Consider the following 24,391-nt stretch of genomic DNA (forward strand, 5'->3'; position numbering starts at 1 on the left):
GGCTTGCCGTTGTTCGCCCTATGACTGGAGCCGTTATGGATTTGTCGCCGAGAGAAAAAGACAAGCTGCTGATCTTTACCGCCGGCCTGGTGGCCGAACGACGCCTGGCGCGCGGCGTGAAGCTCAACTACCCGGAGGCCATGGCCTACATCTCCGCTGCCCTGCTCGAAGGCGCCCGCGATGGCCGAACGGTCGCCGAGCTGATGCACTTCGGCACCATTCTGCTCAGCCGCGAACAGGTCATGGAAGGCGTGCCGGAAATGATTCCGGAGATCCAGGTCGAGGCTACCTTCCCTGACGGCACCAAGCTGGTCACCGTCCATCAACCCATAGCTTAGCGACAAGCTTCAAGCCGTAAGCCACAAGCAAGAGCACCCCAGAGCCGCTTGTACTTGCCACTTGCAGCTGCGACTAAAAGGAGCCCCACCCCATGATCCCCGGCGAATATCAGATCCAGGACGGCGACATCGAGCTCAACGCCGGCCGCCGCACCCTGACCCTCAGCGTGGCCAACAGCGGTGACCGGCCGATCCAGGTCGGCTCGCACTACCACTTCTTCGAGGCCAACGACGCCCTCGCCTTCGAGCGCGAACAGGCGCGGGGCATGCGCCTGAATATCCCCGCCGGCACCGCGGTGCGCTTCGAACCTGGGCAGAGCCGCGAGGTGGAGCTGGTCGAACTGGCCGGTGATCGCCGAGTGTTCGGTTTTGCCGGGCGGGTGATGGGTGACCTCTGACGCGACCCGATTCGTAGGGTGGAAAACGCCGAAGGCTTTTCCACCGTGCCCTTGACTGGTGGATGGCTTCGGCCATCCACCCTACGCGAGACGAAACGAATGAAGATTTCCCGCCAAGCCTACGCCGACATGTTCGGCCCCACCGTTGGCGACAAGGTGCGCCTGGCCGATACCGAGCTGTGGATCGAAGTGGAAAAGGACTTCACCGTCTACGGCGATGAAGTGAAATTCGGTGGCGGCAAGGTCATCCGCGACGGCATGGGTCAGGGCCAGCTGTGCGCCGCTGACGTGGTCGATACGGTGATCACCAATGCGCTGATCCTCGATCACTGGGGCATCGTCAAGGCGGACGTGGGGCTCAAGGACGGGCGCATCGCCGCCATCGGCAAGGCCGGCAACCCGGACATCCAGCCGGGCGTGACCATCGCCATCGGCGGCGCCACCGAAGTCATCGCTGGCGAAGGCATGATCCTGACGGGAGGTGGAATAGACACCCATATCCACTTCATCTGCCCGCAGCAGATCGAAGAAGCCCTGATGAGCGGCACCACCACCATGATCGGCGGCGGTACGGGACCTGCCACCGGCACCTATGCCACCACAGTTACACCGGGGCCGTGGCACATGGCGCAAATGCTCAAGGCCGCCGAGGCCTTCCCGATGAACATCGGCTTCACCGGTAAGGGCAACGTGTCGTTACCGCAACCATTGATCGAGCAGATCGAGGCCGGCGCCATCGGCCTCAAGCTGCATGAGGATTGGGGCACCACCCCAGCGGCGATCGACAACTGCCTGTCGGTCGCCGACCAGTACGACATTCAGGTGGCGATCCACACCGACACATTGAACGAGTCCGGCTTCGTCGAAACGACGCTCGGTGCCTTCAAGGGCCGCACCATTCACACTTACCACACCGAGGGCGCAGGCGGCGGTCACGCGCCTGACATCATCAAGGCCTGCGGCTTGCCCAACGTGCTGCCCAGCTCGACCAACCCGACCCGGCCGTTCACCCGTAACACCATCGACGAGCATCTGGACATGCTCATGGTTTGCCATCATCTGGACCCGAGCATCGCCGAGGACGTGGCCTTCGCCGAGAGCCGCATCCGCCGCGAAACCATCGCCGCAGAAGACATCCTTCACGATTTGGGTGCCTTCTCGATGATCAGCTCCGACAGCCAGGCCATGGGCCGCGTCGGCGAGGTCATCACCCGCACCTGGCAAACCGCCGACAAGATGAAGAAGCAGCGCGGCGCCCTGCCCGGCGACGGCCCAGGCAACGACAACTTCCGCGTGAAGCGCTATATCGCCAAGTACACCATCAACCCGGCAATCACCCACGGCATCAGCCACGAAGTCGGCTCCATCGAAGTCGGCAAGTGGGCCGACCTAGTGCTCTGGCGCCCGGCCTTCTTCGGCGTCAAGCCGACGCTGATCCTCAAAGGCGGTGTCATTGCCGCCAGCCTGATGGGCGACGCCAACGCCTCGATCCCGACCCCGCAGCCGGTGCACTACCGCCCCATGTTCGGTAGCTACGGCGGCTCGCTGCATGCGTCGAGCTTCACCTTCATCAGCCAGGCCGCAGCCGAGGCCGGCGTGCCCGAGCAGCTCGGGCTGAAGAAAAAAATCGGCGTGGTAAAGGGCTGCCGGACGGTGCAGAAAAAGGACTTGATCCACAACGATTACACACCGCAGATCGATGTCGACCCGCAGAACTACCAAGTGAAGGCGGACGGTCAGCTGCTCTGGTGCGAGCCAGCCGAGGTGTTGCCCATGGCGCAGCGGTATTTTCTGTTCTGACTCCAACGTGCCGTACAGCGGCGAAAAATTTCGCCCTACGATCATCGCGACATTCGACATATGCAGCTCGACGCGGCAAACCGTGGGGCGGGTTTCAATCCGCCACCGGCGCTCGGCGCAGCGCTGCAACGCAACGCAACGCAACGGCGAGAGACTCCACTTCGGCACTCCGCCAGGGCATTGCACGTTTTCTTGCGTGCTATCGGTGCATACCAGAGCATTTCGCAACGGACCGCCCCGGTCTTCTTAACCGCTTGTATACAAAACGCGTAGCGAAACATGCCGGACGGTCTACGCTTCCCATATCGAGCAGGAGCGAACGATCGACGATTGCTCGATGCCACGCGGGCCGAGCCGTACGCGGAACAAGAACTGCATACACCTATGCCACCTTGTCTTGCATACAGAGCGCACGCCATGAACCACGACGATTTCAATATCAAGCGGATCGATACCAGCCTGCACAACGCCGACCTTGCGCCCTTGCCTCCTGCGAAGCGCAAATGGGGCTGGTTCGAAATATTCAACGTCTGGTCAAACGACATTCAAAGCCTGTTCGGCTATACCCTCGCCGCCACCCTGTTCATCAGTTACGGCCTCAACGGCTGGGCCGTGCTCGCCGGCATCGTGCTGGCGGGCTTCATCGTCATGGGGCTGGTGCAGCTGACCGGCAAACCCAGCGTCAAGTACGGTATCCCCTTTCCGGTCATGGCGCGCGCCAGCATGGGCGTGCGCGGGGCGAACTTCCCCGCCGTGGTGCGTGGCATCGTGGCGATCTTCTGGTACGGCGTGCAGACCTACTTTGCCTCCACGGCGGTAGCACTGTTGATCCGTACCCTGATCGGCGCCGGCTCGGATGCGACGCTGCTGGGCCTGACCGCCATCGATTGGGTGGCCTATGTGATCGTCTGCGTATTCCAGGTGGCGTTGTTCGTGCGCGGCGTAGATTGGGTCACACGATTCCTCAACTGGGCCGGCCCGCTGGTCTATCTGGTGATGATCGCGATGATGATCGCCATCTGCTACAAGGCCGGGCCGGGTCTCATCGGCGCGCTTGGCAGCATTTTCAGCGGCACCGGCAGCTACACCGGTGGGCCCATCGCCGCGTTCGCTACCGTGGTCGGAACCATGGTGGCCTACTTCGCTGCCGTGGTGATCAATTACGGCGACTTCGCCCGCTTCGTGAAAAGCGAGCGGCAGATGCGCATCGGCAATTTCCTGGGGCTTCCGGTGAGCCTCGCGATCTTCTCGATGATCGCGCTGGTGATCACTGCCGGTACCGTAGTGGTGTTCGGCGAGACGCTGACCAATCCGACCGATATCGTCGCGCGGATCGACAACGTCGGCCTGACCCTGATCGCGGCGCTGACCTTCTTCGTCGCCACGGTGGGCATCAACCTGGTCGCCAACTTCATCCCGCCGGCCTACGACATCGCCAACCTGGCACCGGCCCGTATCAGTGCCCGTACCGGCGGCTTCATCACCGCGACCATCGCCTTCTTCATCGGCGCACTCTGGGTATCCTTCATCAGCGCCGTAGGCATCGCCGCATTCGTCGACACGCTGGGCGCGGTGCTGGCGCCGCTGTACGGCATCCTCGTCGCCGACTACTACCTGATCCGCCGCCAGCAGTTGAACGTGCAGGAACTGTTCTCGGCCGAACCGGGGTCGACCTACTACTTCAGCGCCGGCTGGAATCGCAAGGCGATCATCGCCTTCGGCATCAGCTCGTTGTTTTCGGTCGCATCGGTGTGGACACCCGGCCTGGAAAGCCTGTCGGGCTTCGCCTGGTTGCTCGGCGCGCTGTTCGGAGGATTCGTGCATTACCTGCTGATGCGCAAGCAGCCGGTGACATCAGGCGTAGCGCCCGCTGTGCCATAGAATTGAGCGGAGCCGAACGGGCCGGTCGCGGGATCGGTCCGTTCGATGGATATTGCCGGCGCCCTGCCGCACAGCCGACTCGCTAACCTCTCATTTCGCGGCTCGATCGGCCTCATCATGATCAGCCGCCACTCAACATCACAGCTCCATCTTTACTGTCGCAACGGTAGTAACCGTTGAAGCCGTAGCGCACCAACGTGAGGCATGAAGCCCTCCTGCGCACCACGACGAAACAGATCGAGCCCCATTTCCAGGCACGCCGCCCTGCCGCAGCCCCCGTGATGTGTCCATCGATTGAGATTGGCAAGGGCCTTGCTCTGCTTGCGTCATCACACAAGCGGAACTGCTCATGCTGGTCATTCATCAACGCACCACCCCGCAGGCCAACGGCGACGCCGAGCTGGAACTGACCTACGAGGCGCGCAGCAAGTCGCGCTTGCGCTGCTTTTCCACCGATGGCGAAGATGTCGGCCTGTTTCTAGAACGCGGCCAGCCGCCGCTGCATGACGGCGAAGCCCTGCTGGCCCAGGACGGTCGCATCGTCATCGTGCGTGCCCGCGCGGAGCGTTTGCTCCACGTCATCTGCGCCAACAGCTTCGAGCTGACACGCGCCGCCTACCATCTGGGTAATCGTCACGTGGCGCTGCAAGTGGGCGACGGCTGGCTGCGCCTGCTCGACGACTACGTGCTCAAGGACATGCTGCTGCAACTGGGCGCCAGCGTCGAAGCCATCGAAGCGCCCTTCCAGCCGGAACATGGCGCCTATGGCGGCGGCCATCATCACTCCCATGCCGGCGAGGCCGAGTTCAGCTACGCGCCGCGGCTGCACCAGTTCGGCGCGCGTCGGTGAATCCGACTGCATTCGCGTTGCTGCGGCTGGCCAGTCCGCAACTGCCGATTGGCGGTTACAGCTATTCCCAAGGTCTGGAAATGGCGGTGGAACAAGGGCTAGTGCAGGACGAGAACAGTGCCCGACGCTGGCTCGGCGACCAGTTGCTGCTGAATCTGGCGCGCTTCGAGATGCCCTTGCTGCTAGCTCATTGCAAAGCGGCCGCCGCCGAGAACTGGCATGAGCTGGAACAGCTGGCCGCACGTCATCGCGCCAGCCGCGAAACGCGGGAGCTGCGTCTGGAAAGCCGGCAGATGGGCTATTCGCTGAAACAGCTCCTGGAGAATCTGCCGGAACTGGACGATCCCGCCCGCACGCTGTTCGCCCGCATCGACGAACCCGGCCTCGCCCTCGGCTGGGCGCTGGCTGCGCGTGCGTGGGCCATCTCGCCTGACGATGCACTCAGCGCCTGGCTCTGGGGCTGGCTGGAGAACCAACTGGCCGTGCTGATGAAAACCCTGCCGCTGGGCCAGCAAGCTGCGCAAAGACTGACTTCAGACCTGCTATCGACGCTACGCCAGGCCCAACGCATCGCCAGCGAAATCGCCCCCGAGCACTGGGGCAGCGCCCCGTTCGGCCTGGCGCTGGCCAGCATGGCTCATGAGCGCCAGTACAGCCGACTGTTCCGCTCATGAGCGTTGCAGGCATCGCAATCACTCTATTACCGCAACAGAGGACATCACCATGAACGCCCAACCCCTGCGTGTCGGCATTGGCGGCCCAGTCGGCTCCGGCAAGACCGCGCTGACCCTCGCCCTGTGCCTGGCCCTGCGCGAGCGCTACAACCTGGCCGTGGTCACCAACGACATCTACACCCAAGAAGACGCCCAGTTCCTGGTACGCAACGAGGCCCTGGCGCCCGAACGCATCATCGGTGTGGAAACCGGCGGCTGCCCGCACACGGCGATCCGTGAGGACGCCTCGATCAACCTTGAGGCCGTCGACCAGCTCAACCGGCGCTTTCCGGGGCTGGATCTGATTCTCGTCGAATCCGGCGGCGACAACCTGTCGGCCACCTTCAGTCCCGAACTGTCGGACCTGACCATCTATGTGATCGACGTCTCGGCCGGCGACAAGCTGCCGCGCAAGGGCGGGCCGGGCATCTGCAAATCCGACCTGCTGGTGATCAACAAGATCGACCTGGCGCCAATGGTCGGTGCCTCGCTGGAAGTCATGGACCGCGACACCCGCAAGATGCGCGGCGACAAGCCCTTCGTCTTCAGCAACCAGAAGGTCGGCCAGGGTCTCGACGAGATCATCGCCTTCATCGAACGACAGGGAATGCTCAACGCCGCCTGAGCGAAACCATTCCCGTAGGAGCGAGGGGACGCCAAATTCTTGTTCGCGAGATGCTCGAAGTCCGTTCGAAGTGCTTCGCCTGCAAGGGCTCGGCGTTCCCGCGCGCCTACAACAGCAAACCGCAACCGACCTTCACGAATCGCCTTCGACGCTTCGCCATACCAAAACCCAAGGAACACCACATGAACCTGCACCGAAAATTCCTCTTCGCTTCCGCCCTGCTGCTCAGCCCGGCACTGGCCTTTGCCCATCCCGGCCATGACCACGCTGGCGTGATGTCCGGCATCGCTCACCCGATCCTGGGTCTCGATCACCTGCTGGCCATGCTGGCCGTCGGCCTGTGGGCTTCGCAGCAACAGGGCAAGGCGCGTCTGGCGCTGCCACTGACCTTCGTCGCCACCATGCTCGTCGGCGGCCTGTTCGGCTTCGCCGGCATTGAGCTGCCGCTCATGGAAACCGGCATCGCCGGCTCAGTCCTGGCGCTCGGCCTGCTGGTGGCGCTGGCGGTGCGTCCGCCGCTGCCGCTGGCGGCCGGTCTGACCGCACTGTTCGCGCTCAGCCACGGCATGGCCCACGGCCTGGAACTGCCGGAGCTGGCGAGCCCATGGGGTTATGCGGCCGGGTTCATCGTCGCCACGGCGGCCCTGCATGCTGCCGGTTACGCCGTCGCACGCAGCCTGCCGCAAGCCGCCGCGCCGCTGGTGCGTATCGCCGGCGCCGCCTCGGCACTGGCCGGCGCCTGGCTGCTGGCCGGCTGAGTAAGGGCAAAACCAACCTCCTTCGCACCACGAGCGTGCAGAGCACCGCTCCATCGCATCTTTACCGCCCCGTTTTCGAACCACCCGGGCGCGCCGCGCTTGTACGGCGCATGGTCGAAAACGGCGGCAAGCCCTGTTCTAGAAGGCTCCTGAAGAATTGGCACGGATGCTGCGATAGCGCTCACGTCCCCAAGGACCCACCCAAAGTTGCGCATGGACAGCCAAGGAGCCGCCCACCATGAAACGCCGTCCTCTACTGAAGTCCACCCTTGCCGCCAGTGCCCTGATGCTCAGCGGCCTGTTCCCCTTCACCCTGCAGGCCGCCGAGACCATCAAGGTCGGCATCCTGCATTCGCTGTCCGGCACCATGGCCATTTCGGAGACGTCGCTGAAAGACATGGCGCTGATGACCATCGACGAGATCAACGCCAAGGGCGGCGTGCTCGGCAAGCAACTCGAGCCGGTGGTGGTCGACCCCGCATCCAACTGGCCCCTGTTCGCCGAGAAAGGCCGTCAGCTGCTGACCCAGGACAAGGTCGCGGTTACCTTCGGTTGCTGGACCTCGGTGTCGCGCAAATCGGTGCTGCCGGTCTACGAAGAACTCGACGGCCTGCTGTTCTACCCCGTGCAGTACGAAGGCGAGGAGTTGTCGCCCAACGTCTTCTACACCGGCGCCGCGCCAAACCAGCAAGCGATCCCGGCGGTGGAATACCTGATGAGCGAGGACGGCGGCAGCGCCGAACGCTTCTTCCTGCTGGGCACCGACTACGTCTACCCGCGCACCACCAACAAGATCCTGCGCGCCTTCCTGATCAGCAAGGGCGTGCCGGAATCGAGCATCGAAGAGGTCTACACCCCCTTCGGTCACAGCGATTACCAGACCATCGTCGCCAACATCAAGAAGTTCTCCGCCGGCGGCAAGACCGCCGTGGTCTCGACCATCAACGGCGACTCCAACGTGCCGTTCTACAAGGAACTGGCCAACCAGGGCCTGGAGGCGACCGACGTGCCAGTGGTGGCCTTCTCGGTCGGCGAGGAAGAACTGCGCGGCATCGACACCAAGCCGCTGGTCGGTCACCTGGCCGCCTGGAACTACTTCCAGTCGGTGGAAAATCCGGTCAACGAACAGTTCGTCAGCCAGTGGAAGACCTACGCCAAAGCCAAGGGCCTGCCGGGCGCCGACAAGGCGGTAACCAACGACCCGATGGAAGCCACCTACGTCGGCATCCACATGTGGGCGCAGGCGGTTGAGAAAGCCGGCACCACCGAGGTCGGTAAGGTACGCGATGCCCTTGCTGGCCAGACCTTCGAAGCGCCGAGCGGCTACACCCTGACCATGGACGAGAAGAACCACCACCTGCACAAGCCGGTGATGATCGGCGAAGTTCAGGACGACGGGCAGTTCTCAGTGGTTTGGGAAACCGAAAGCCCGGTCCGTGCACAGCCATGGAGCCCGCATATCCCTGGCAACGACGCGAAGCCGGATTACGCGGTGAAGTCGAACTGACTTCGTCTCTGTAGCCATCGTAGGTGGGTCGAGCGGCGTTCCGCTTCAGCCCACCGTTACCTGACGACGCATTGAAGCAAGACGTTTTCGCCCGGTCATTGGTGGGCTAAAGCCCACCCTACAGGTGCTGAGGATGCCGCCGCGCCTTCGTTCGGCTTTATGTAGGGTGGCTTCAGCCCACCGAAGGAGGCCGTGGTGGGCTGAAGCCCACCCTACGGAAGCCTCCCGAACCTCGGCGACTTTGCCGATTTTCCAGAGGTAACTGCCTTGTACCGAATTTTCCTCCTGCTCCTGCTTGCCCTGCCCTTGACGGCTCAGGCCGGAGACGCAGCCGACTACGCCAGCGCCAGCCCGGCGCAGCAGGCGAAACTGTTGGAACGCTGGGCCGCCGCGCCCGTCCCCGAGCGGCTGCCGCTGATCGAAGCGCTGCGCGCCAGCCGTGTAGCCATCGACCAGAACAAGACGCCCTTCATCGAAGAAAACGGCAGCTACCACGCCCTCGAAGGCGACGCCGAACCCGTCGGTACGCCAAAAAAGCTGCGTCTGAACAACCGCCTGCGCGGCCTGCTGAATACCGCGCTGGCCAGCCACCAACTGTTCGCCGACGATCCGGCGCAGCGGCTCAACGCCGCCAAGCGCCTGCAACGCAGCGGCAAACCGAAACAGCTCGAACTGCTCCAGCAGCGCCTCGAAGCCGAAGACGACCCGGCCGTGAGCGAAGCCCTGACCCTAGCATTGGCCAACCTGCAGCTGAATGCTGCAGATCCAGCCGTGCGCCTGGCTGCCGTGCGTCTGCTGGGAGAAACCGGTGCGCCGCTGGCCCGGGTACGCCTGGAGAACTTGCTGGCCGACGAAGCGGAAACCGACGCGGATGTACGCAAGGCCGCCGAGACCAGCCTGGTCCAGGTCAAACGCAAGCTGCTGATCGGCGAACTGCTCGGCCAGGCCTTTAGCGGTTTGTCGCTAGGCTCGATCCTGTTGCTCGCCGCGCTTGGCCTGGCGATTACCTTCGGCCTGCTTGGCGTGATCAACATGGCCCACGGCGAGATGCTGATGCTCGGCGCCTACACCACCTACATGGTGCAGGTGCTGATGGCCCGGCTCGCCCCCGAGGCGCTGGCGTTTTACCCGCTGGTGGCGCTGCCGGTGGCCTTCTTCGTCACCGCAGCCATCGGCATGGCGCTGGAACGCACGGTGATCCGCCATCTGTATGGCCGCCCGCTGGAAACCCTGCTGGCGACCTGGGGCATCAGCCTGATCCTGATCCAGCTGGTGCGCGTGCTGTTCGGCGCGCAGAACGTGGAGGTCGCCAACCCCAGCTGGCTATCCGGCGGGCTGCAAGTACTGCCGAACCTGGTGCTGCCCTACAACCGTATGGTGATCATCGGCTTCGCACTGTTCGTGGTGCTCTTGACCTGGCTGCTGCTGAACAAGACCCGCCTGGGCCTGAACGTGCGTGCTGTGACCCAGAACCGCAACATGGCCGCCTGCTGCGGCGTGCCGACTGGGCGCATCGACATGATGGCTTTCGGGCTCGGTTCGGGGATTGCCGGGTTGGGTGGCGTGGCGCTGAGTCAGATCGGCAACGTTGGCCCTGACCTGGGCCAGGGCTACATCATCGATTCGTTCCTGGTGGTGGTGCTCGGTGGCGTCGGCCAGCTGGCCGGCAGCATCTTCGCCGCCTTCGGGCTGGGCATCGCCAACAAGATCCTCGAACCGCAGATCGGCGCCGTGCTGGGCAAGATCCTGATCCTTGCGTTGATCATTCTGTTTATCCAGAAGCGTCCGCAGGGTCTCTTCGCGCTGAAAGGGAGGGTGATCGATTGATTTACTCATCGACTCGTCACCGCACCGTTCCTTGTAGGAGCGAGCTTGCTCGCGAATTGGCGCCCGAGCAGCACAACAGGGCGAACGACATCCACCGATACGGTATCGCTCCCCAGATTTTTTTGCGCAACGCACTCCCCCTTGCTCCCGAATCGATTCACGCACAGATGCCAAACCCCTTTTCGCGAGCAAGGACTAGGCGTCCCCCATCGCTCCTACAGGAGGGTCTGACCCGCCCAGGAGAAGACCAGTCATGAATCAGCCTCTCGTCATCACAGCCGCGCAGAAAGCCGGCCCAACACTCACCGCCGTCGCCCTCAGCGTGGTGCTCGTCATTCTTCTGGCCATGCCGCTGCTGCACCTGCTCCCGGCGGACAATGCCTTCCACGTCTCGGCCTACACCCTGACGCTGGTCGGCAAGATTCTCTGCTACGCCATCGTCGCCCTGGCGCTGGATTTGGTCTGGGGTTACGCGGGACTGTTGTCCCTCGGCCACGGACTGTTCTTCGCGCTTGGCGGTTACGCCATGGGCATGTACCTGATGCGAGAAAGCGCTGGCGACGGCCTGCCCGCGTTCATGAACTTCCTCGCCTGGACCGAGTTGCCCTGGTATTGGTACGGCACCTCGAGCTTTCTCTGGGCGATGTGCCTGGTGGTGCTGGTGCCAGGTTTGCTGGCGTTCGTCTTCGGCTTTTTTGCCTTCCGCTCGCGGATCAAAGGCGTGTACTTCTCGATCATGACCCAGGCGCTGACCTTCGCCGGCATGCTGCTGTTCTTCCGCAACGAAACCGGCTTCGGCGGCAACAACGGTTTCACCGGTTTTACTCGCATCCTCGGCTTTGACATCACAGCGCCGGCAACCCGTGCGGCGTTGTTCCTCGCAACCGTGTTGCTGCTGACCGGCAGCCTGCTGCTGGGTTGGCAACTCGCTCGCAGCAAGTTCGGCCGAGTGCTGACCGCGCTACGCGACGCGGAGAACCGCCTGATGTTCTGCGGCTACGATCCACGCGGCTACAAGCTGTTCATCTGGACGTTATCGGCGGTGCTCTGTGGTCTGGCCGGGGCGCTCTACGTGCCGCAGGTCGGCATCATCAACCCCAGCGAAATGGCGCCGACGCAATCCATCGAGGCCGCCGTCTGGGTTGCCCTCGGCGGTCGCGGCACGCTGATCGGGCCCTTGCTCGGCGCCGGCATCGTCAACGGCATGAAGAGCTGGTTCACCGTCGCCTTCCCCGAGTACTGGCTGTTCGCACTCGGCGCGCTATTCATCGTCGTCACCCTGTATCTGCCGAAAGGCGTCATCGGATTGCTGCGCCGGAGGGGCGAACAATGAGAACCGCACCCGTACCTGAACTCATCGACCCGGTCGACCAGTCCGATATCAACGGCAGCGGTCGCGACGCCATCGGCCTCGGCCGGGTGAAAAGCGCCGGCCTGGATGCCCGGCACGGGACGATCCTCAGCCTCGAAGACATCAATGTCAGCTTCGACGGTTTCAAGGCGCTGACGGACCTCAGCCTCTACATCGGCGTCGGCGAGTTGCGCTGCATCATCGGCCCCAACGGCGCCGGCAAGACCACCATGATGGACGTGATCACCGGCAAGACCCGGCCCGACAACGGCACGGCCTTCTTCGGCGACACCTTGGACCTGACGCGTATGAGCGAAGTGGAAATCGCCCAGTCCGGCATCGGGCGCAAGTTCCAGAAGCCGACCGTGTTCGAGGCGCTTTCCGTATTCGAGAACCTGGAACTCGCGCAGAAGACCGACAAATCGGTGTGGGCCAGCCTCAAAGCGAAGCTCAACGGCCAGCAACGCGACCGCATCGACGAAGTGCTGAACACCATCCGCCTGAACAACTCACGCAATCGTCCGGCGGGGCTTCTTTCACACGGCCAGAAGCAGTTCCTGGAAATCGGCATGCTGCTGATGCAGGAGCCGCATCTGCTGCTGCTCGACGAGCCGGTGGCCGGTATGACAGACGCCGAAACCGAGTTCACCGCCGAGCTGTTCAAGAGCCTGGCGCGCAAGCACTCGCTGATGGTGGTCGAGCACGACATGGGCTTCGTCGACACCATCGCCGACCACGTTACCGTGCTGCACCAAGGCCAGGTGCTGGCCGAAGGCTCGCTCGAAGCCGTGCAAAACGATGAACGGGTGATCGAGGTTTATTTGGGGCGGTAGCCCGGTTCGCGAGCAAGCTCGCTCCTACAGATAGAGCACGTCCATGTAGGCGCGAGCTTGCTCGCGATCACGGCCGCTAAATTTCACAAATCGAGTGTCCGAATATGCTCCAAGTCCAGCAACTGCATCAGTACTACGGCGGCAGTCACATCCTCCGCGGCCTCTCATTCGAGGCGAAAGTCGGCGAAGTCACCTGCCTGCTCGGCCGCAACGGCGTCGGCAAGACCACCCTGCTCAAATGCCTGATGGGCCTGATTCCGGCCAAGGAAGGCGCGGTGAACTGGGAAGGCAAGCCGATCACCGGCTTCAAGCCGCACCAACGCGTGCAGTCCGGCATCGCCTATGTGCCGCAGGGGCGGGAAATCTTCGGGCGGCTGACGGTCGAGGAAAATCTGCTGATGGGCCTGTCGCGTTTCAGCGCCAAGGAGGCCAAGGAGGTGCCGGAATTCATCTATGAGCTGTTTCCGGTGCTCAAGGAAATGAAGCATCGCCCCGGCGGAGACCTGTCTGGCGGCCAGCAGCAACAGCTGGCCATCGGCCGCGCACTGGCGAGCAAGCCGCGCCTGTTGATTCTCGACGAGCCCACCGAAGGCATCCAACCCTCGGTGATCAAGGAGATCGGCGTGGTGATCAAGAAACTAGCCGCCCGCGGTGACATGGCGATTCTGCTGGTCGAGCAGTTCTACGACTTCGCCGCCGAACTGGCCGACCAGTATCTGGTGATGAGCCGTGGCGAGGTGATTCAGCAGGGCCTTGGTGAAAACATGGAAGCCGAAGGGGTGCGCGGGCTGGTAGCGATCTGAAGGGTGTGTACCGATTGGCTCTGCCGAAACAGGCGGGTACGGACGAACCCCTTGTCGCTACGCTTTAACGATACAGCTCGCAAGATAGATGAGCTCGCGCGCTGTCAGAGCAGGTGTGCTTTCGAAAAGGACCGGAGCAGCGAACTCGCATATGAATGCGACGCTGTGCTGGCCCTAGCGACCGTGACCCGATCCGGTCGCCGGCCTAATCGAGAGCAACGATCGCGCCTACGGGCACCGTTTCACCAGACGGTATGGCACATGAGCGAGGCTCCCCCAGCGCAAACCGGCAATCTCGCCGAGACCTGGTTCGCCAGCCGTGGCTGGCAACCCTTTCCGTTCCAACAGGACGTCTGGCAGGCCGTGCAAAGCGGTGAATCCGGCCTGCTTCACGCCACCACCGGTTCGGGCAAAACCTACGCCGTCTGGCTCGGCGCGCTCGATCGTTTCGCTTTTGCAGGAGCGGGCTTGCCCGCGAAAGAGTCACAAGCACCGGTCAAGCCATCAGACAAACCCGCCCCGCTCACCGTCCTCTGGATCACGCCCATGCGCGCGCTGGCAGCCGATACCGCCCGCGCATTGCAGGCACCGCTCGACGAACTGGGCATCAACTGGAGCATCGGCCTGCGCACCGGCGATACAGGCAGTGCCGAGCGTGCGCGCCAGAGTCGTCGCTTGCCCAGTGCGCTGGTCACCACGCCGGAAAGCCTGACACTGCTGCTGACCCGCGCCGACGCGCGGCAGGCTTTCGCCCACCTGCGCATGGTGATTGTGGATGAATGGCATGAACTGCTGGGCAACAAGCGCGGCATCCAGCTGCAATTGGCGTTGGCCCGGCTCCGCAGCTGGATGCCGGAGCTGATCGTCTGGGGCCTCTCGGCCACGCTGGGTAATCAGCCGCATGCGCTGGAGGTGCTGCTGCATCCGGGAAAGGGTCGGCTGGTGCAAGGCCGGATCGACAAGCAGCTGCGCGTCGACACGTTGCTCCCGCCGAGCATCGAACGCTTTCCCTGGGCCGGCCATCTTGGCCTGCGCATGCTGCCGCAGGTGGTCGAGGAGATCGAATCGGCCGCCACTTCACTGGTGTTCACCAACACCCGTTCGCAGTCGGAACTCTGGTACCAAGCGATTCTCGAAGCGCGGCCGGACTGGGCCGGGTTGATCGCGCTGCACCACGGTTCGCTGGCACGCGAGGTGCGCGACTGGGTCGAGCTGGGCCTTAAGCAAGGTGCGCTGAAAGCCGTAGTCTGCACGTCGAGCCTGGATCTGGGCGTCGATTTCCTGCCGGTCGAGCGCGTGCTGCAAATCGGTTCCCCAAAAGGGGTAGCGCGTTTGATGCAGCGTGCCGGTCGTTCCGGCCACGCGCCGGGTCGTACCTCCAGGGTCACACTGGTGCCGACGCACAGCGTGGAAGTGGTCGAAGCCGCTGCTGCCCAGGTCGCCATCGCCGAACGCCGCATCGAGGCCCGCAGCGCGCCGCATCGCCCTCTCGATGTGCTGGTACAGCACTTGGTCAGCATGGCGTTGGGCGGCGGCTTCCGGCCGCACGAGTTGCTCGCCGAGGTGCGCCAGGCCTGGTCGTACCGAGAGCTGGACGACGACCAGTGGCAATGGGCGCTGGCGTTCGTCCGCCACGGTGGGCATTCGCTGACGGCCTATCCGGATTATCAACGCGTCGAGCCGGACGAAACCGGTCTATGGAAAGTACCGAGCAAACGCGTGGCCCTGCGCCATCGCATGAGCATTGGCACCATCGTCAGCGATGCCAGCCTGACCGTGAAGTTCTGGGCCAAGGGTGGCAGCGGTCGCTCGCTGGGCACCATCGAGGAAGGCTTCATTGCCCGCTTGCGACCGGGTGACAACTTTCTTTTCGGCGGGCGCCTGCTGGAGCTGGTGCGGGTCGAGAACATGACCGTTTACGTCAGCCGCGCCACGGGCAAGAAAGCTGCGGTGCCGCGCTGGAATGGCGGACGCATGCCGTTGTCCAGTGAACTCGCCGGTGCGGTGGTCGAGCAGCTGGGCGCCGCCTCGCGTGGCCAGTTCGCCAGCCCGGAGATGCGCCTGGTCGAGCCCTTGCTGCGCGTCCAGCTGGATTGGTCGGCACTGCCTACCGAAACCACGCTGCTGGCCGAGGTGATGAAGTCCCGTGAAGGCTGGCACCTGTTTCTCTATCCCTTCGCGGGCCGCCACGTGCACCTCGGGCTCGCCAGCCTGCTGGCCTGGCGCATGGGCCAACGACAGCCACTGACCTTTTCCATCGCCGTCAACGACTACGGCTTCGAGCTGCTCTCGGCCACTGACGTGGACTGGCTGCACTGGCTGACGCCGGCCTTGTTCACCCAACAGAATCTGCTGCATGACGTGCTTGCCAGCCTCAATGCCGGCGAACTGGCGCGCCGACGTTTTCGCGAGATAGCCCGTATCGCCGGGCTGGTGTTTTCCGGTTATCCCGGCGCACAAAAAAGCGCCCGCCAGTTGCAGGCTTCCAGCGGGCTGTTTTTCGATGTGTTCCGCCAGTACGACCCGGCCAACCTGCTGCTGACCCAGGCCGAGGAAGAAGTGCTGCGACAGGAGCTGGAAGTCGAACGGCTGGAGCAGACGCTGACGCGGCTTCAACAGCGCAGGCTGGATGTGCACCCGGTAAAACGCACCACGCCGCTGGCCTTTCCGCTGATGGTCGAGCGTTTTCGGGAAAGCATGAGTTCAGAAAAGCTGGCCGACCGCATCCGACGCATGGTCGCCGAGCTGGACAAGGCTGCGGGGCCAGGCGGCTATCAGCCGGAAGCGAACACCAGTATTGCGGTGGAGCGTGAAACCAGCCCAAAGCGCAAACCGCGCGCAACCAAAGACGGCACACCAAGGCCGAAGAAAGCGAAGCGTGGCGGGCTGAACTAAAGAAACGGATTTGGCGATGGAGCTGCGGCTATGGCCGAATGAATTCGGTCCTACCAACCTCACCCGATCACCGATCCGCCCCGTGGGCACAACCATCCCGTAGGGCCGACGTGTTCGGCCATTGTGCCGCTGCCGGCGAATAAATTCGGCCCTACACAGGTGGTGTTGGATGTTTTTCAAAGTGCGCATTCAACCGAGCTGACTCGGGCCGTGGAACGGCTGCAAGCTCGTAGGGCCGAACATGTTCGGCCTTGTTCCGCTGCCGGTCGATTGAACGCCTTACAGGACAACAATGAATCTCCATCTAACCATCGAACTGGAACAGACCGAACTTTGGCTGCTCGCCGACAAGGCCATCTACTGGCCGGAACAGCGAGCGTTGCTGATCGCCGATATCCATTTCGGCAAAGCCGCCGCGTATCGACGCCTCGGTCAGCCGGTGCCGCACGGCACGACTCAAGCCAATCTGCAGCGACTGGATGCGCTATTGGCCCGCTATCGCTGCGAACAGCTGATCTTCCTCGGTGACTTTCTTCATGCCCCCGAATCGCAGACACCCGCCACCCTTGGGCAACTGCACGCATGGCGTACCACACATCCAGAGCTCGCAGTCACCCTGATCCGTGGCAACCATGACCGACGCGCCGGCGACCCGCCTTCCACGCTCGGCATGAAGGTGGTGCCCGAACCCCTGCTGCTCGGCCCATTCGCCCTGCAACACGAACCCGATCCGCACCCCACCCATCATGTGCTGGCGGGCCATCTGCACCCGGCGTTCCGCCTCATCGGGCGTGGACGCCAGTCGCTGCGCCTGCCCTGTTTCTGCATCGGCGAGCGGGTGAGTCTGCTACCAGCCTTCGGCAGCTTCACGGGCATGATGGAGGTCGACGCCGACCCGGGCCGGCGTCTGTTCGTGGTTGGGGATGATTGCGTGTGGCGGGTGGCTTGAGCGCGGATCAGGCCTCGGAAATGCCGGTTATGGTTATACCGAAGCGCTCAGCCAAGCGCGTGGCGGGTGTTTCCTCGATATCCGGATCATGCTCATAGGCGTCTTCCTCACCGGCATAATCCTGTTCCGCTTTGCGGGTGACCAGTTCTACGGCCTCGTCGATGTCCGGCTGATGCTCGGATTCGGTACGGAGGATGGAGGTATTGCCGTCTTTGCTGTACGCGATGATCCAGGTCGTCATGATGCCCCCTTATTCGTAGCGCCTTCGGCATTGCTCGCCGAAATGGGCGTTGCTTTGTTTAGAGCCTAGCCTCTCGCGTTCAGTTCTGCCGCTCATGCTTGTTCGGACGATCTGCCGAACGGTCTGAACAGGGCCATCGAGCGCCGGTCATCGATAGATAACAGAGCCGGAGACGAAACCATGATTCGATCACGCTCACGAGCTAACGAGACGTCCGAAGATCAACTGGTCGAACTGCTGCGCCAACACGCGATCCCGCTACCGGCTATCGACGATGAGGCGTTCGCCGATCCCTTCGATCAGTTCGCCGATGCTCGAGTGGTGTTGATTGGCGAGGCCAGTCACGGCACTTCGGAGTTCTACCGTGCCCGCGCGGCCATTACCCGACGGTTGGTCGAGCGGCACGGTTTCGCCATCATCGCTGCCGAAGCGGATTGGCCGGATGCGGCGAAAATCGACTGTTACGTGCGCCATCAGCAGCCGCCGACCTGGGTCGAGGAAGGCTTCAAGCGCTTCCCGACCTGGATGTGGCGCAACCAGGAGGTCGCCGATTTCGCCCGTTGGCTGCGCGGCCACAACGAGGTCCTGGCGCCCCAGCAACGGGTTGAGTTTCGTGGCCTTGACGTCTACAGCCTCGGCTCTTCGATCCGTGAGGTGCTCGACTACCTCGATCGCGTCGACCCGCAGGCAGCCAGCGCTGCACGCACCCGCTACGGTTGCCTCAGCCCTTGGCACGAAGAGCCGGCGATCTATGGCCACAACGTCATGCTCGGCCAGCCCTCCTGTGAAGACGCGGTGGTAGAGCAATTGAGCGCATTGCTCGATCAACGTCTGGAGTACCTGGAAAAAGACGGCGGCAGCTTCTTCAATGCCGAGCAGAATGCCCGCGTCGTGCTCGCGGCGGAGCAGTATTACCGGGCCATGTATCAAGGCTCGGCGAACTCCTGGAATCTGCGCGACCGGCACATGTTCGACACCTTGCGCGCGTTGCTGGAGCATCGCGGCGATGGCGCCAAAGCCATCGTCTGGGCGCACAACTCGCATATCGGTAACGCCGCAGCGACCTCGATGGGCTGGGGCGGTGAGTTCAACATTGGCGAGCTGTGCCGTACCGCTTTCGGTCGCGATGCGGTACTGATCGGCATGGCCACCGACCGCGGCGAGGTGGCGGCGGCGGACAACTGGGACGAGCCGATGCAAATCAAGCAGGTCCGCCCGTCTCGCCCGGACAGCTGGGAGCAGATGTTCCTGCGTACCGGCATCGCCGCGTCACTGACCAGCTGGCGCGACAACGCGCAACTGCGCCAGACGCTGGCCACGCCGCGCCTGGAGCGGGCCATCGGCGTCATCTACCGCCCGGCTACAGAGCGGCAGAGCCATTATTTCCAGGCCATACTGTCTGAACAGTTCGACGCCTTGATCTGGCTGGAACAGACCCGTGCGGTCACGCCGATAGGTCCGCAGCAGATCGACGAAGAAATCGTTCCGGATACCTACCCGTTCGGAGAATGAGTCATGCGTGCGTTCATTCCTGATTCCCATCTGTTTCGCGACCGCGTCCATGCCGGACAGGAGCTGGCCGAGGCCTTGCAGCACCTGGCCGACTCGAACCCAATAGTGCTCGCGTTACCGCGTGGCGGCGTGCTCGTGGCGTTCGAGGTAGCGTGCGGTCTCAAGGCGCGTCTCGATCTGGTACTGGTGCGCAAGATCGGCGCACCGGGCAACGAGGAGCTGGCGCTTGGCGCGGTGATCGATGGTGCCGAGCCGAAATGGGTGATCAACCAGGAACTGTTCAACCAGATCGCACCGCCACCGAACTGGTTCGAGGAAGAAATGGGACGTCAGTTGGCCGAACTGGAACGGCGCCGTCAACGCTACTGTGGAGGGCGCCCCGCACCGCTGCTTGGCGGTCGCTGCGTCATCGTGATCGACGATGGCGTCGCCACGGGTGCGACCGTCAGAGCCGCATTGAAGGGATTGAAACAGGCGAATCCCAGCCGGATTGTGCTGGCTATCCCGGTGGGCCCACGTGAGGAAATCGAAATGCTGAGAACGGAGGTCGACGAGCTGGTATGCCTGGCCATGCCCGAGCCGTTCATTGGCGTGGGTCGTCATTATGGTGATTTCACGCAGACAAGCGACGAGCAGGTCATCGACCTGCTTGAGCGCGCCCAAGGGCTGGCGGCGAATACCGCAGCGGATTGATCGTACGGCCGAACGTGTTCGGCCTCGTGCCGCGGCTGGCGGAATGAATCGGCCCTACAAATCCTGGTTCAGCCTGACACCAGAACAAACCCAGCACCGGGCGCGCCCCATTCGTAGGGTCTAACTTGTTCGGCCTCGTGCCGCGGCGGCCGAATGAATTCGGCCCTAAATCCCTGGTTCTACTAGGCTCAAGCCACCGGCGCGGGTGGTGGCTGGTCCGGAATGGTCGGCTCACCAGGCTCACTTGGCAGATCCGGCACGCCGGGCTCTTCCGGATCGCCCGGTACACCGTTGGCCTCCAAGCCGAGCCTGTCGTCCAATTCGAAGATGTTTTCCATGTCGCTGTCCTCCTGCTGTAACCGGGATGGCTATAGCAGTAGAGGTCCCGCGGCTGGCATAAATCCGTCCTTCCGTCGGGCGGCACCAATCGGTCGCTGCGCGTTATTCGCAGCCGCCAGCTTGCGGCGATTAGCGCGTTACCACATCAAATCGTCGGGAATTTGATAAGCGGCGTAAGGATCGTCCGCATCCGGCGCCTCGGTCTGGATGTTGAGCTGCACGATGCGGCGCGGATCGCGCTCCTGGATCTTAAGCGCCGCCTCGCGCGGGATCACTTCGTAGCCGCCGCCATGACGAACGATGGCCAGCGAGCCGCTGGACAGCTTGTCGCGCATCAGCTTGTTCACCGACAGGCGCTTGACCTTCTTGTCGTCGACGAAGTTGTAGTAATCCTCGGTCGTCAGTTTGGGCAGGCGGCTGGTTTCGATCAGCTGTTTGATCTGCGCGGTACGCGCCTTCTGCTCGGCCTTTTGCTGCTGTTGACGGTTCAATTCCTGGTCGCGCGCAAGCTTTTCGGCCTGCGCCTTCAGCGCCGCCTCGCGTTGCGAGTCGTCCTTCTCGGCCTGGCCTTTCTTCACCAGACGCTGCTGTTTCTGCTGTTGTTTGCCGGCCTGCTTGACCTGCTTCTCATTGACCAGCCCGGCTTTGAGCAGCTGATCGCGAAGGGAAAGACTCATGATTCGACTCGTCTCGTCGTGGATTCAAATTGGACGTAGGGTGGATCAGGCTTCATCGATCCACCGCCGGATTGTGGTGGATGTGAAACGCGACATCCACCCTATTGAAAAGTCACTCGCGGCTAACCGCAGGAAGGCGACTGCTCGGCTTTCTTGGCTTCGCCCCAAAGCGCGTCGAGCTCATCCAGGCCGCACTCCTCGATGGGCCGACCGGCATCGTGCAAGGCCTGCTCAATGAAGCGGAAGCGCCGCTCGAACTTGCGATTGGCCGCACGCAGGGCATTCTCGGGATCGACCTTGAGGTGGCGCGCCAGATTGACCGTCACAAACAGCAGGTCGCCGATCTCTTCGGCAATGGCCTCGGGATCGTTCTCGCTCATGGCTTCGAGCACTTCGTCCAGCTCCTCACGCACCTTGTCCACCACCGGCAGTGCATCGGGCCAGTCGAAACCGACCTGGGCCGTGCGCTTCTGCAGTTTGGCGGCACGGCTCAGCGCCGGCAGCGCGCCGGGTACGTCGTCGAGCAACGACAGCTGCTCCGGCTCGGCCGCTTTCTCGGCGCGCTCCTCGGCCTTGATCTCCTCCCAGCGATGCTTGATCGCCGCCTCGTCGAGGCGCGGCAGCTCGGGGGACCCATACAGATCGCCGTCGGGAAACACATGGGGATGGCGGCGGATCAGCTTGCGGGTGATGGCATCGACCACCGTGGCGAACTCGAACCGCTCCTCTTCCTTCGCCAGCTGGCTGTAATAGACGACCTGAAACAGCAGATCGCCCAGCTCGCCGGGCAGATGATCGAAGTCACCGCTCTCGATGGCATCAGCCACCTCGTAAGCTTCTTCGAGCGTATGCGGCACGATGCTGGCGTAGTCCTGCTGCAAGTCCCACGGGCAGCCATGCTGCGGATCACGCAGCCGAGCCATCAGATGCAGCAGGTCGTTGAGCTGGTACATGTATTCCTCGGTGAAAGCTGGGAGATCGAAGTTGGGGCCAATGTAGGGTGGCTGACACTTCACCCATCCATCGGCGCCTCATCATGGTGGATGTAAAAAAGCGACATCCACCCTACGGAGTCAGGTCAATTGTAGGGTGGATGACGCTTCACCCATCCACCGTGACGCGACCGGCGACGCCCCCGGCCTTGTGCCTTACGTAGCTCTTTGGCGCTTCGCCTCGATAATATTCGGCAGCTGCGATACCCGTCCCAGCAACCGCCCCAGCGCACCCAGCCCCGGGATTTCAATGGTCAGTGTCATCAGCGCCGTGCTGTCTTCCTTGTTCGAGCGGGTATTGACGGCCAGTACGTTGATTCGCTCGTTCAGCAGCACCTGCGAGACATCGCGCAGTAGGCCGGCACGGTCGTAGGCACGGATGATGATATCCACCGGGTAGGTTTTCTCCGGGATCGGACCCCAGCTGACCTGGATGATCCGCTCCGGCTCGCGCCCGGCCAATTGCAGCACCGAAGCACAATCCTGACGGTGAATGCTGACCCCACGACCGACCGTGATGTAGCCGACGATGGGGTCGCCCGGCAGCGGCTGGCAGCAGCCGGCCATCTGTGTGAGCAGGTTGCCGACGCCCTGGATCTGTACGTCGCCACGTTTGCCGGGCTTGGTGCTGGTGGGACGGCGAGGGATGAGTTCGAGCTGATCGGCGGCGTGGCCATCCGGCTCCACCAACTGCTGCGCGTGATTGACCAACTGAGCCAGACGCAGATCGCCAGCGCCGAGGGCGGCGAACATATCTTCGGCGCTCTTCAGGTTGGCCTTTTCCGCCACCTTGTCGAAATCCACCGGCGGCAGGTCGAGACGGCCCAGTTCGCGTTCGAGCAATGCCTTGCCCGCCGCAACGTTCTGGTCGCGGGCTTGCAGCTTGAACCAATGGACAATCTTCGCCCGCGAGCGCGAGGTGGTGATGTAGCCCAGGTTCGGGTTCAGCCAGTCGCGGCTCGGCGAGCCCTGCTTGCTGGTGATGATTTCCACCTGCTCGCCGGTCTGCAGGCTGTAGTTGAGTGGCACGATGCGCCCGTTGATCTTGGCGCCGCGGCAGTTGTGGCCTATTTCGGTGTGTACGCGATAGGCGAAATCCAGCGGCGTGGCACCCTTGGGCAGGTCGATGGCATGACCATCCGGGGTAAACACATAGACCCTGTCCGGTTCGATATCCACGCGCAACTGATCGGCCAGACCGCCGATATCGCCCAGTTCCTCGTGCCATTCGAGCACCTGCCGCAGCCAGGCGATCTTTTCTTCGTAGTGGTTGGAACTGGAGTTGACGTCCGTACCCTTGTAGCGCCAGTGGGCGCAAACCCCCAACTCCGCCTCCTCGTGCATGGCCACGGTACGGATCTGCACCTCCAACACCTTGCCCTCTGGGCCGAGCACAGCGGTGTGCAGCGAGCGGTAGCCGTTCTCCTTGGGGTTGGCGATGTAGTCGTCAAATTCCTTGGGAATATGCCGCCAGAGGGTATGCACGATACCCAGCGCGGTGTAGCAGTCGCGAATTTCTGGCACCAGCACCCGTACGGCGCGAACGTCGTAGATCTGGCTGAATTGCAGGCCCTTCTTCTGCATCTTCCGCCAGATGGAATAGATGTGCTTGGCGCGGCCATCGATTTCCGGGTTGATACCGGCGGCGTTCAGTTCGTCCTGCAACTGCTGAACCACGTTATCGATGTACTGCTCGCGGTCCAGGCGGCGCTCATGCAGCAACTGGGCGATCTGCTTGTACTGCTCAGGCTCGAGATAGCGGAAGGACAGGTCCTCCAGCTCCCATTTGATATGACCGATGCCCAGGCGATGCGCCAACGGCGCGTAGATGTCGAACACTTCGCGGGCGACACGATGGCGCTTGTCATCGTCGGCGTTCTTCACCGCGCGGATGGCGCAGGTCCGCTCGGCCAGTTTGATCAGCGCGACGCGCACGTCGTCGACCATGGCCACCAGCATCTTGCGCAGGTTTTCCACCTGGGTCTGAGTGCCCAGCACCAGCGACTCGCGCGGGTTGAGGCTGGCGCTGATAGCAGCCATACGCAGCACGCCTTCGATCAGCTTGGCCACCACCGGGCCGAACTGCTGATGCACCTCCGCCAGCTGGATCTTGCCTTCACGCACGCCGCGGTAGATCACCGCGGCCACCAGGCTGTCCTGATCGAGCTTGAGATCAGCAAGTATCTCTGCGATTTCCAGACCTGCCAGGTAACTGGAGGTGCCTTCGCTCCACAGATTCTGTGCCGCATTGGCCTGCTGCTCCGCCGCTCGGGCGAATTCGCAGGCCTGCTTGAGTGCGTCGCGGTCGAGTGCCGGGTCCAACCCGAGCACATGATCGAGCCAGCCTTCGAGGTTGATGCTGCCGTCGGTGTTGATCGGCTGAAGCGCTCTGACCTGGACCATCTATTT

22 protein-coding genes are annotated in these 24,391 nt (G+C 63.0%); 17 read left to right on the forward strand and 5 right to left on the reverse strand.

The window, feature by feature from the left end; genetic code table 11:
• Positions 1-35: 35 nt before the first annotated feature.
• The 15 genes from ureA to pdeM all read left to right on the forward strand — a co-directional run bounded on the left by ureA (position 36) and on the right by pdeM (position 17,528).
• Positions 36-338, forward strand: coding sequence for an urease subunit gamma (gene ureA, locus NA645_RS05540; protein ID WP_256047910.1), 303 nt, complete (start codon positions 36-38; stop codon positions 336-338).
• A gap of 92 nt (positions 339-430) precedes the next feature.
• Positions 431-736, forward strand: coding sequence for an urease subunit beta (locus NA645_RS05545; RefSeq protein ID WP_256047911.1), 306 nt, complete (start codon positions 431-433; stop codon positions 734-736).
• Between the two features lie 99 nt (positions 737-835).
• Positions 836-2,536: an urease subunit alpha gene (ureC, locus tag NA645_RS05550; protein WP_256047912.1), complete on the forward strand. Its 1,701-nt coding sequence runs from the start codon at positions 836-838 to the stop codon at positions 2,534-2,536.
• Between the two features lie 417 nt (positions 2,537-2,953).
• Positions 2,954-4,417, forward strand: coding sequence for an NCS1 family nucleobase:cation symporter-1 (locus NA645_RS05555; RefSeq protein ID WP_256047913.1), 1,464 nt, complete (start codon positions 2,954-2,956; stop codon positions 4,415-4,417).
• Between the two features lie 349 nt (positions 4,418-4,766).
• Entirely contained in the window at positions 4,767-5,267 is a 501-nt protein-coding gene (gene ureE / locus NA645_RS05560) for an urease accessory protein UreE (protein ID WP_256047914.1), read from the forward strand.
• Positions 5,264-5,941, forward strand: coding sequence for an urease accessory protein UreF (locus tag NA645_RS05565; protein ID WP_256047915.1), 678 nt, complete (start codon positions 5,264-5,266; stop codon positions 5,939-5,941). The genes ureE and NA645_RS05565 overlap by 4 nt, the downstream gene beginning before the upstream one ends.
• Before the next feature lie 49 nt (positions 5,942-5,990).
• Positions 5,991-6,605, forward strand: coding sequence for an urease accessory protein UreG (gene ureG / locus NA645_RS05570; RefSeq protein ID WP_256047916.1), 615 nt, complete (start codon positions 5,991-5,993; stop codon positions 6,603-6,605).
• A 182-nt stretch (positions 6,606-6,787) separates the two neighbouring features.
• On the forward strand, positions 6,788-7,363 hold the full coding sequence (locus tag NA645_RS05575) for a HupE/UreJ family protein (protein ID WP_256047917.1): 576 nt from the start codon (positions 6,788-6,790) through the stop codon (positions 7,361-7,363).
• 238 nt (positions 7,364-7,601) lie between these two features.
• Positions 7,602-8,870 (forward strand): urea ABC transporter substrate-binding protein, encoded by a 1,269-nt coding sequence (gene urtA, locus NA645_RS05580; protein ID WP_256047918.1) that lies wholly within the window; start codon positions 7,602-7,604, stop codon positions 8,868-8,870.
• A gap of 267 nt (positions 8,871-9,137) precedes the next feature.
• Positions 9,138-10,697 (forward strand): urea ABC transporter permease subunit UrtB, encoded by a 1,560-nt coding sequence (urtB, locus tag NA645_RS05585; RefSeq protein ID WP_256047919.1) that lies wholly within the window; start codon positions 9,138-9,140, stop codon positions 10,695-10,697.
• A gap of 253 nt (positions 10,698-10,950) precedes the next feature.
• Positions 10,951-12,030, forward strand: coding sequence for an urea ABC transporter permease subunit UrtC (urtC, locus tag NA645_RS05590; RefSeq protein WP_256047920.1), 1,080 nt, complete (start codon positions 10,951-10,953; stop codon positions 12,028-12,030).
• On the forward strand, positions 12,027-12,881 hold the full coding sequence (urtD, locus tag NA645_RS05595) for an urea ABC transporter ATP-binding protein UrtD (protein WP_256047921.1): 855 nt from the start codon (positions 12,027-12,029) through the stop codon (positions 12,879-12,881). Before urtC ends, urtD begins: the two co-directional genes overlap by 4 nt.
• Positions 12,882-12,985: 104 nt before the next feature.
• Entirely contained in the window at positions 12,986-13,684 is a 699-nt protein-coding gene (gene urtE / locus NA645_RS05600) for an urea ABC transporter ATP-binding subunit UrtE (protein ID WP_256047922.1), read from the forward strand.
• Positions 13,685-13,945: 261 nt separating this feature from the next.
• The gene (locus NA645_RS05605) at positions 13,946-16,579 is read left to right on the forward strand and encodes a ligase-associated DNA damage response DEXH box helicase (RefSeq protein WP_256047923.1); all 2,634 of its coding nucleotides are present in this window, start codon (positions 13,946-13,948) and stop codon (positions 16,577-16,579) included.
• Positions 16,580-16,871: 292 nt separating this feature from the next.
• Positions 16,872-17,528: a ligase-associated DNA damage response endonuclease PdeM gene (gene pdeM, locus NA645_RS05610; RefSeq protein WP_256047924.1), complete on the forward strand. Its 657-nt coding sequence runs from the start codon at positions 16,872-16,874 to the stop codon at positions 17,526-17,528.
• A 7-nt stretch (positions 17,529-17,535) separates the two neighbouring features.
• Here pdeM and NA645_RS05615 read toward each other — a convergent pair whose 3' ends face one another.
• The gene (locus NA645_RS05615; RefSeq protein WP_256047925.1) at positions 17,536-17,769 is read right to left on the reverse strand and encodes a hypothetical protein; all 234 of its coding nucleotides are present in this window, start codon (positions 17,767-17,769) and stop codon (positions 17,536-17,538) included.
• A 180-nt stretch (positions 17,770-17,949) separates the two neighbouring features.
• Between NA645_RS05615 and NA645_RS05620 the strand changes: the two genes are divergently transcribed.
• Positions 17,950-19,281: an erythromycin esterase family protein gene (locus tag NA645_RS05620; RefSeq protein WP_256047926.1), complete on the forward strand. Its 1,332-nt coding sequence runs from the start codon at positions 17,950-17,952 to the stop codon at positions 19,279-19,281.
• A 3-nt stretch (positions 19,282-19,284) separates the two neighbouring features.
• Positions 19,285-19,974 carry a phosphoribosyltransferase gene (locus NA645_RS05625; protein WP_256047927.1) on the forward strand — a complete coding sequence of 230 codons (690 nt, stop codon included), beginning with the start codon at positions 19,285-19,287 and terminating at the stop codon, positions 19,972-19,974.
• Between the two features lie 188 nt (positions 19,975-20,162).
• On the opposite strand, the gene NA645_RS05630 is transcribed toward NA645_RS05625, so the two are convergent.
• The 4 genes from NA645_RS05630 to relA all read right to left on the reverse strand — a co-directional run bounded on the left by NA645_RS05630 (position 20,163) and on the right by relA (position 24,385).
• Entirely contained in the window at positions 20,163-20,312 is a 150-nt protein-coding gene (locus NA645_RS05630) for a hypothetical protein (RefSeq protein WP_256047928.1), read from the reverse strand.
• A 138-nt stretch (positions 20,313-20,450) separates the two neighbouring features.
• Positions 20,451-20,990, reverse strand: coding sequence for a DUF2058 domain-containing protein (locus tag NA645_RS05635; RefSeq protein WP_256047929.1), 540 nt, complete (start codon positions 20,988-20,990; stop codon positions 20,451-20,453).
• A 122-nt stretch (positions 20,991-21,112) separates the two neighbouring features.
• Entirely contained in the window at positions 21,113-21,943 is an 831-nt protein-coding gene (gene mazG / locus NA645_RS05640) for a nucleoside triphosphate pyrophosphohydrolase (RefSeq protein ID WP_256047930.1), read from the reverse strand.
• 195 nt (positions 21,944-22,138) lie between these two features.
• On the reverse strand, positions 22,139-24,385 hold the full coding sequence (gene relA / locus NA645_RS05645; RefSeq protein ID WP_256047931.1) for a GTP diphosphokinase: 2,247 nt from the start codon (positions 24,383-24,385) through the stop codon (positions 22,139-22,141).
• Between the last annotated feature and the right edge of the window lie 6 nt (positions 24,386-24,391).

The organism is Stutzerimonas stutzeri, from assembly GCF_024448955.1.
Taxonomy (GTDB): Bacteria; Pseudomonadota; Gammaproteobacteria; order Pseudomonadales; family Pseudomonadaceae; genus Stutzerimonas; species Stutzerimonas stutzeri_AQ.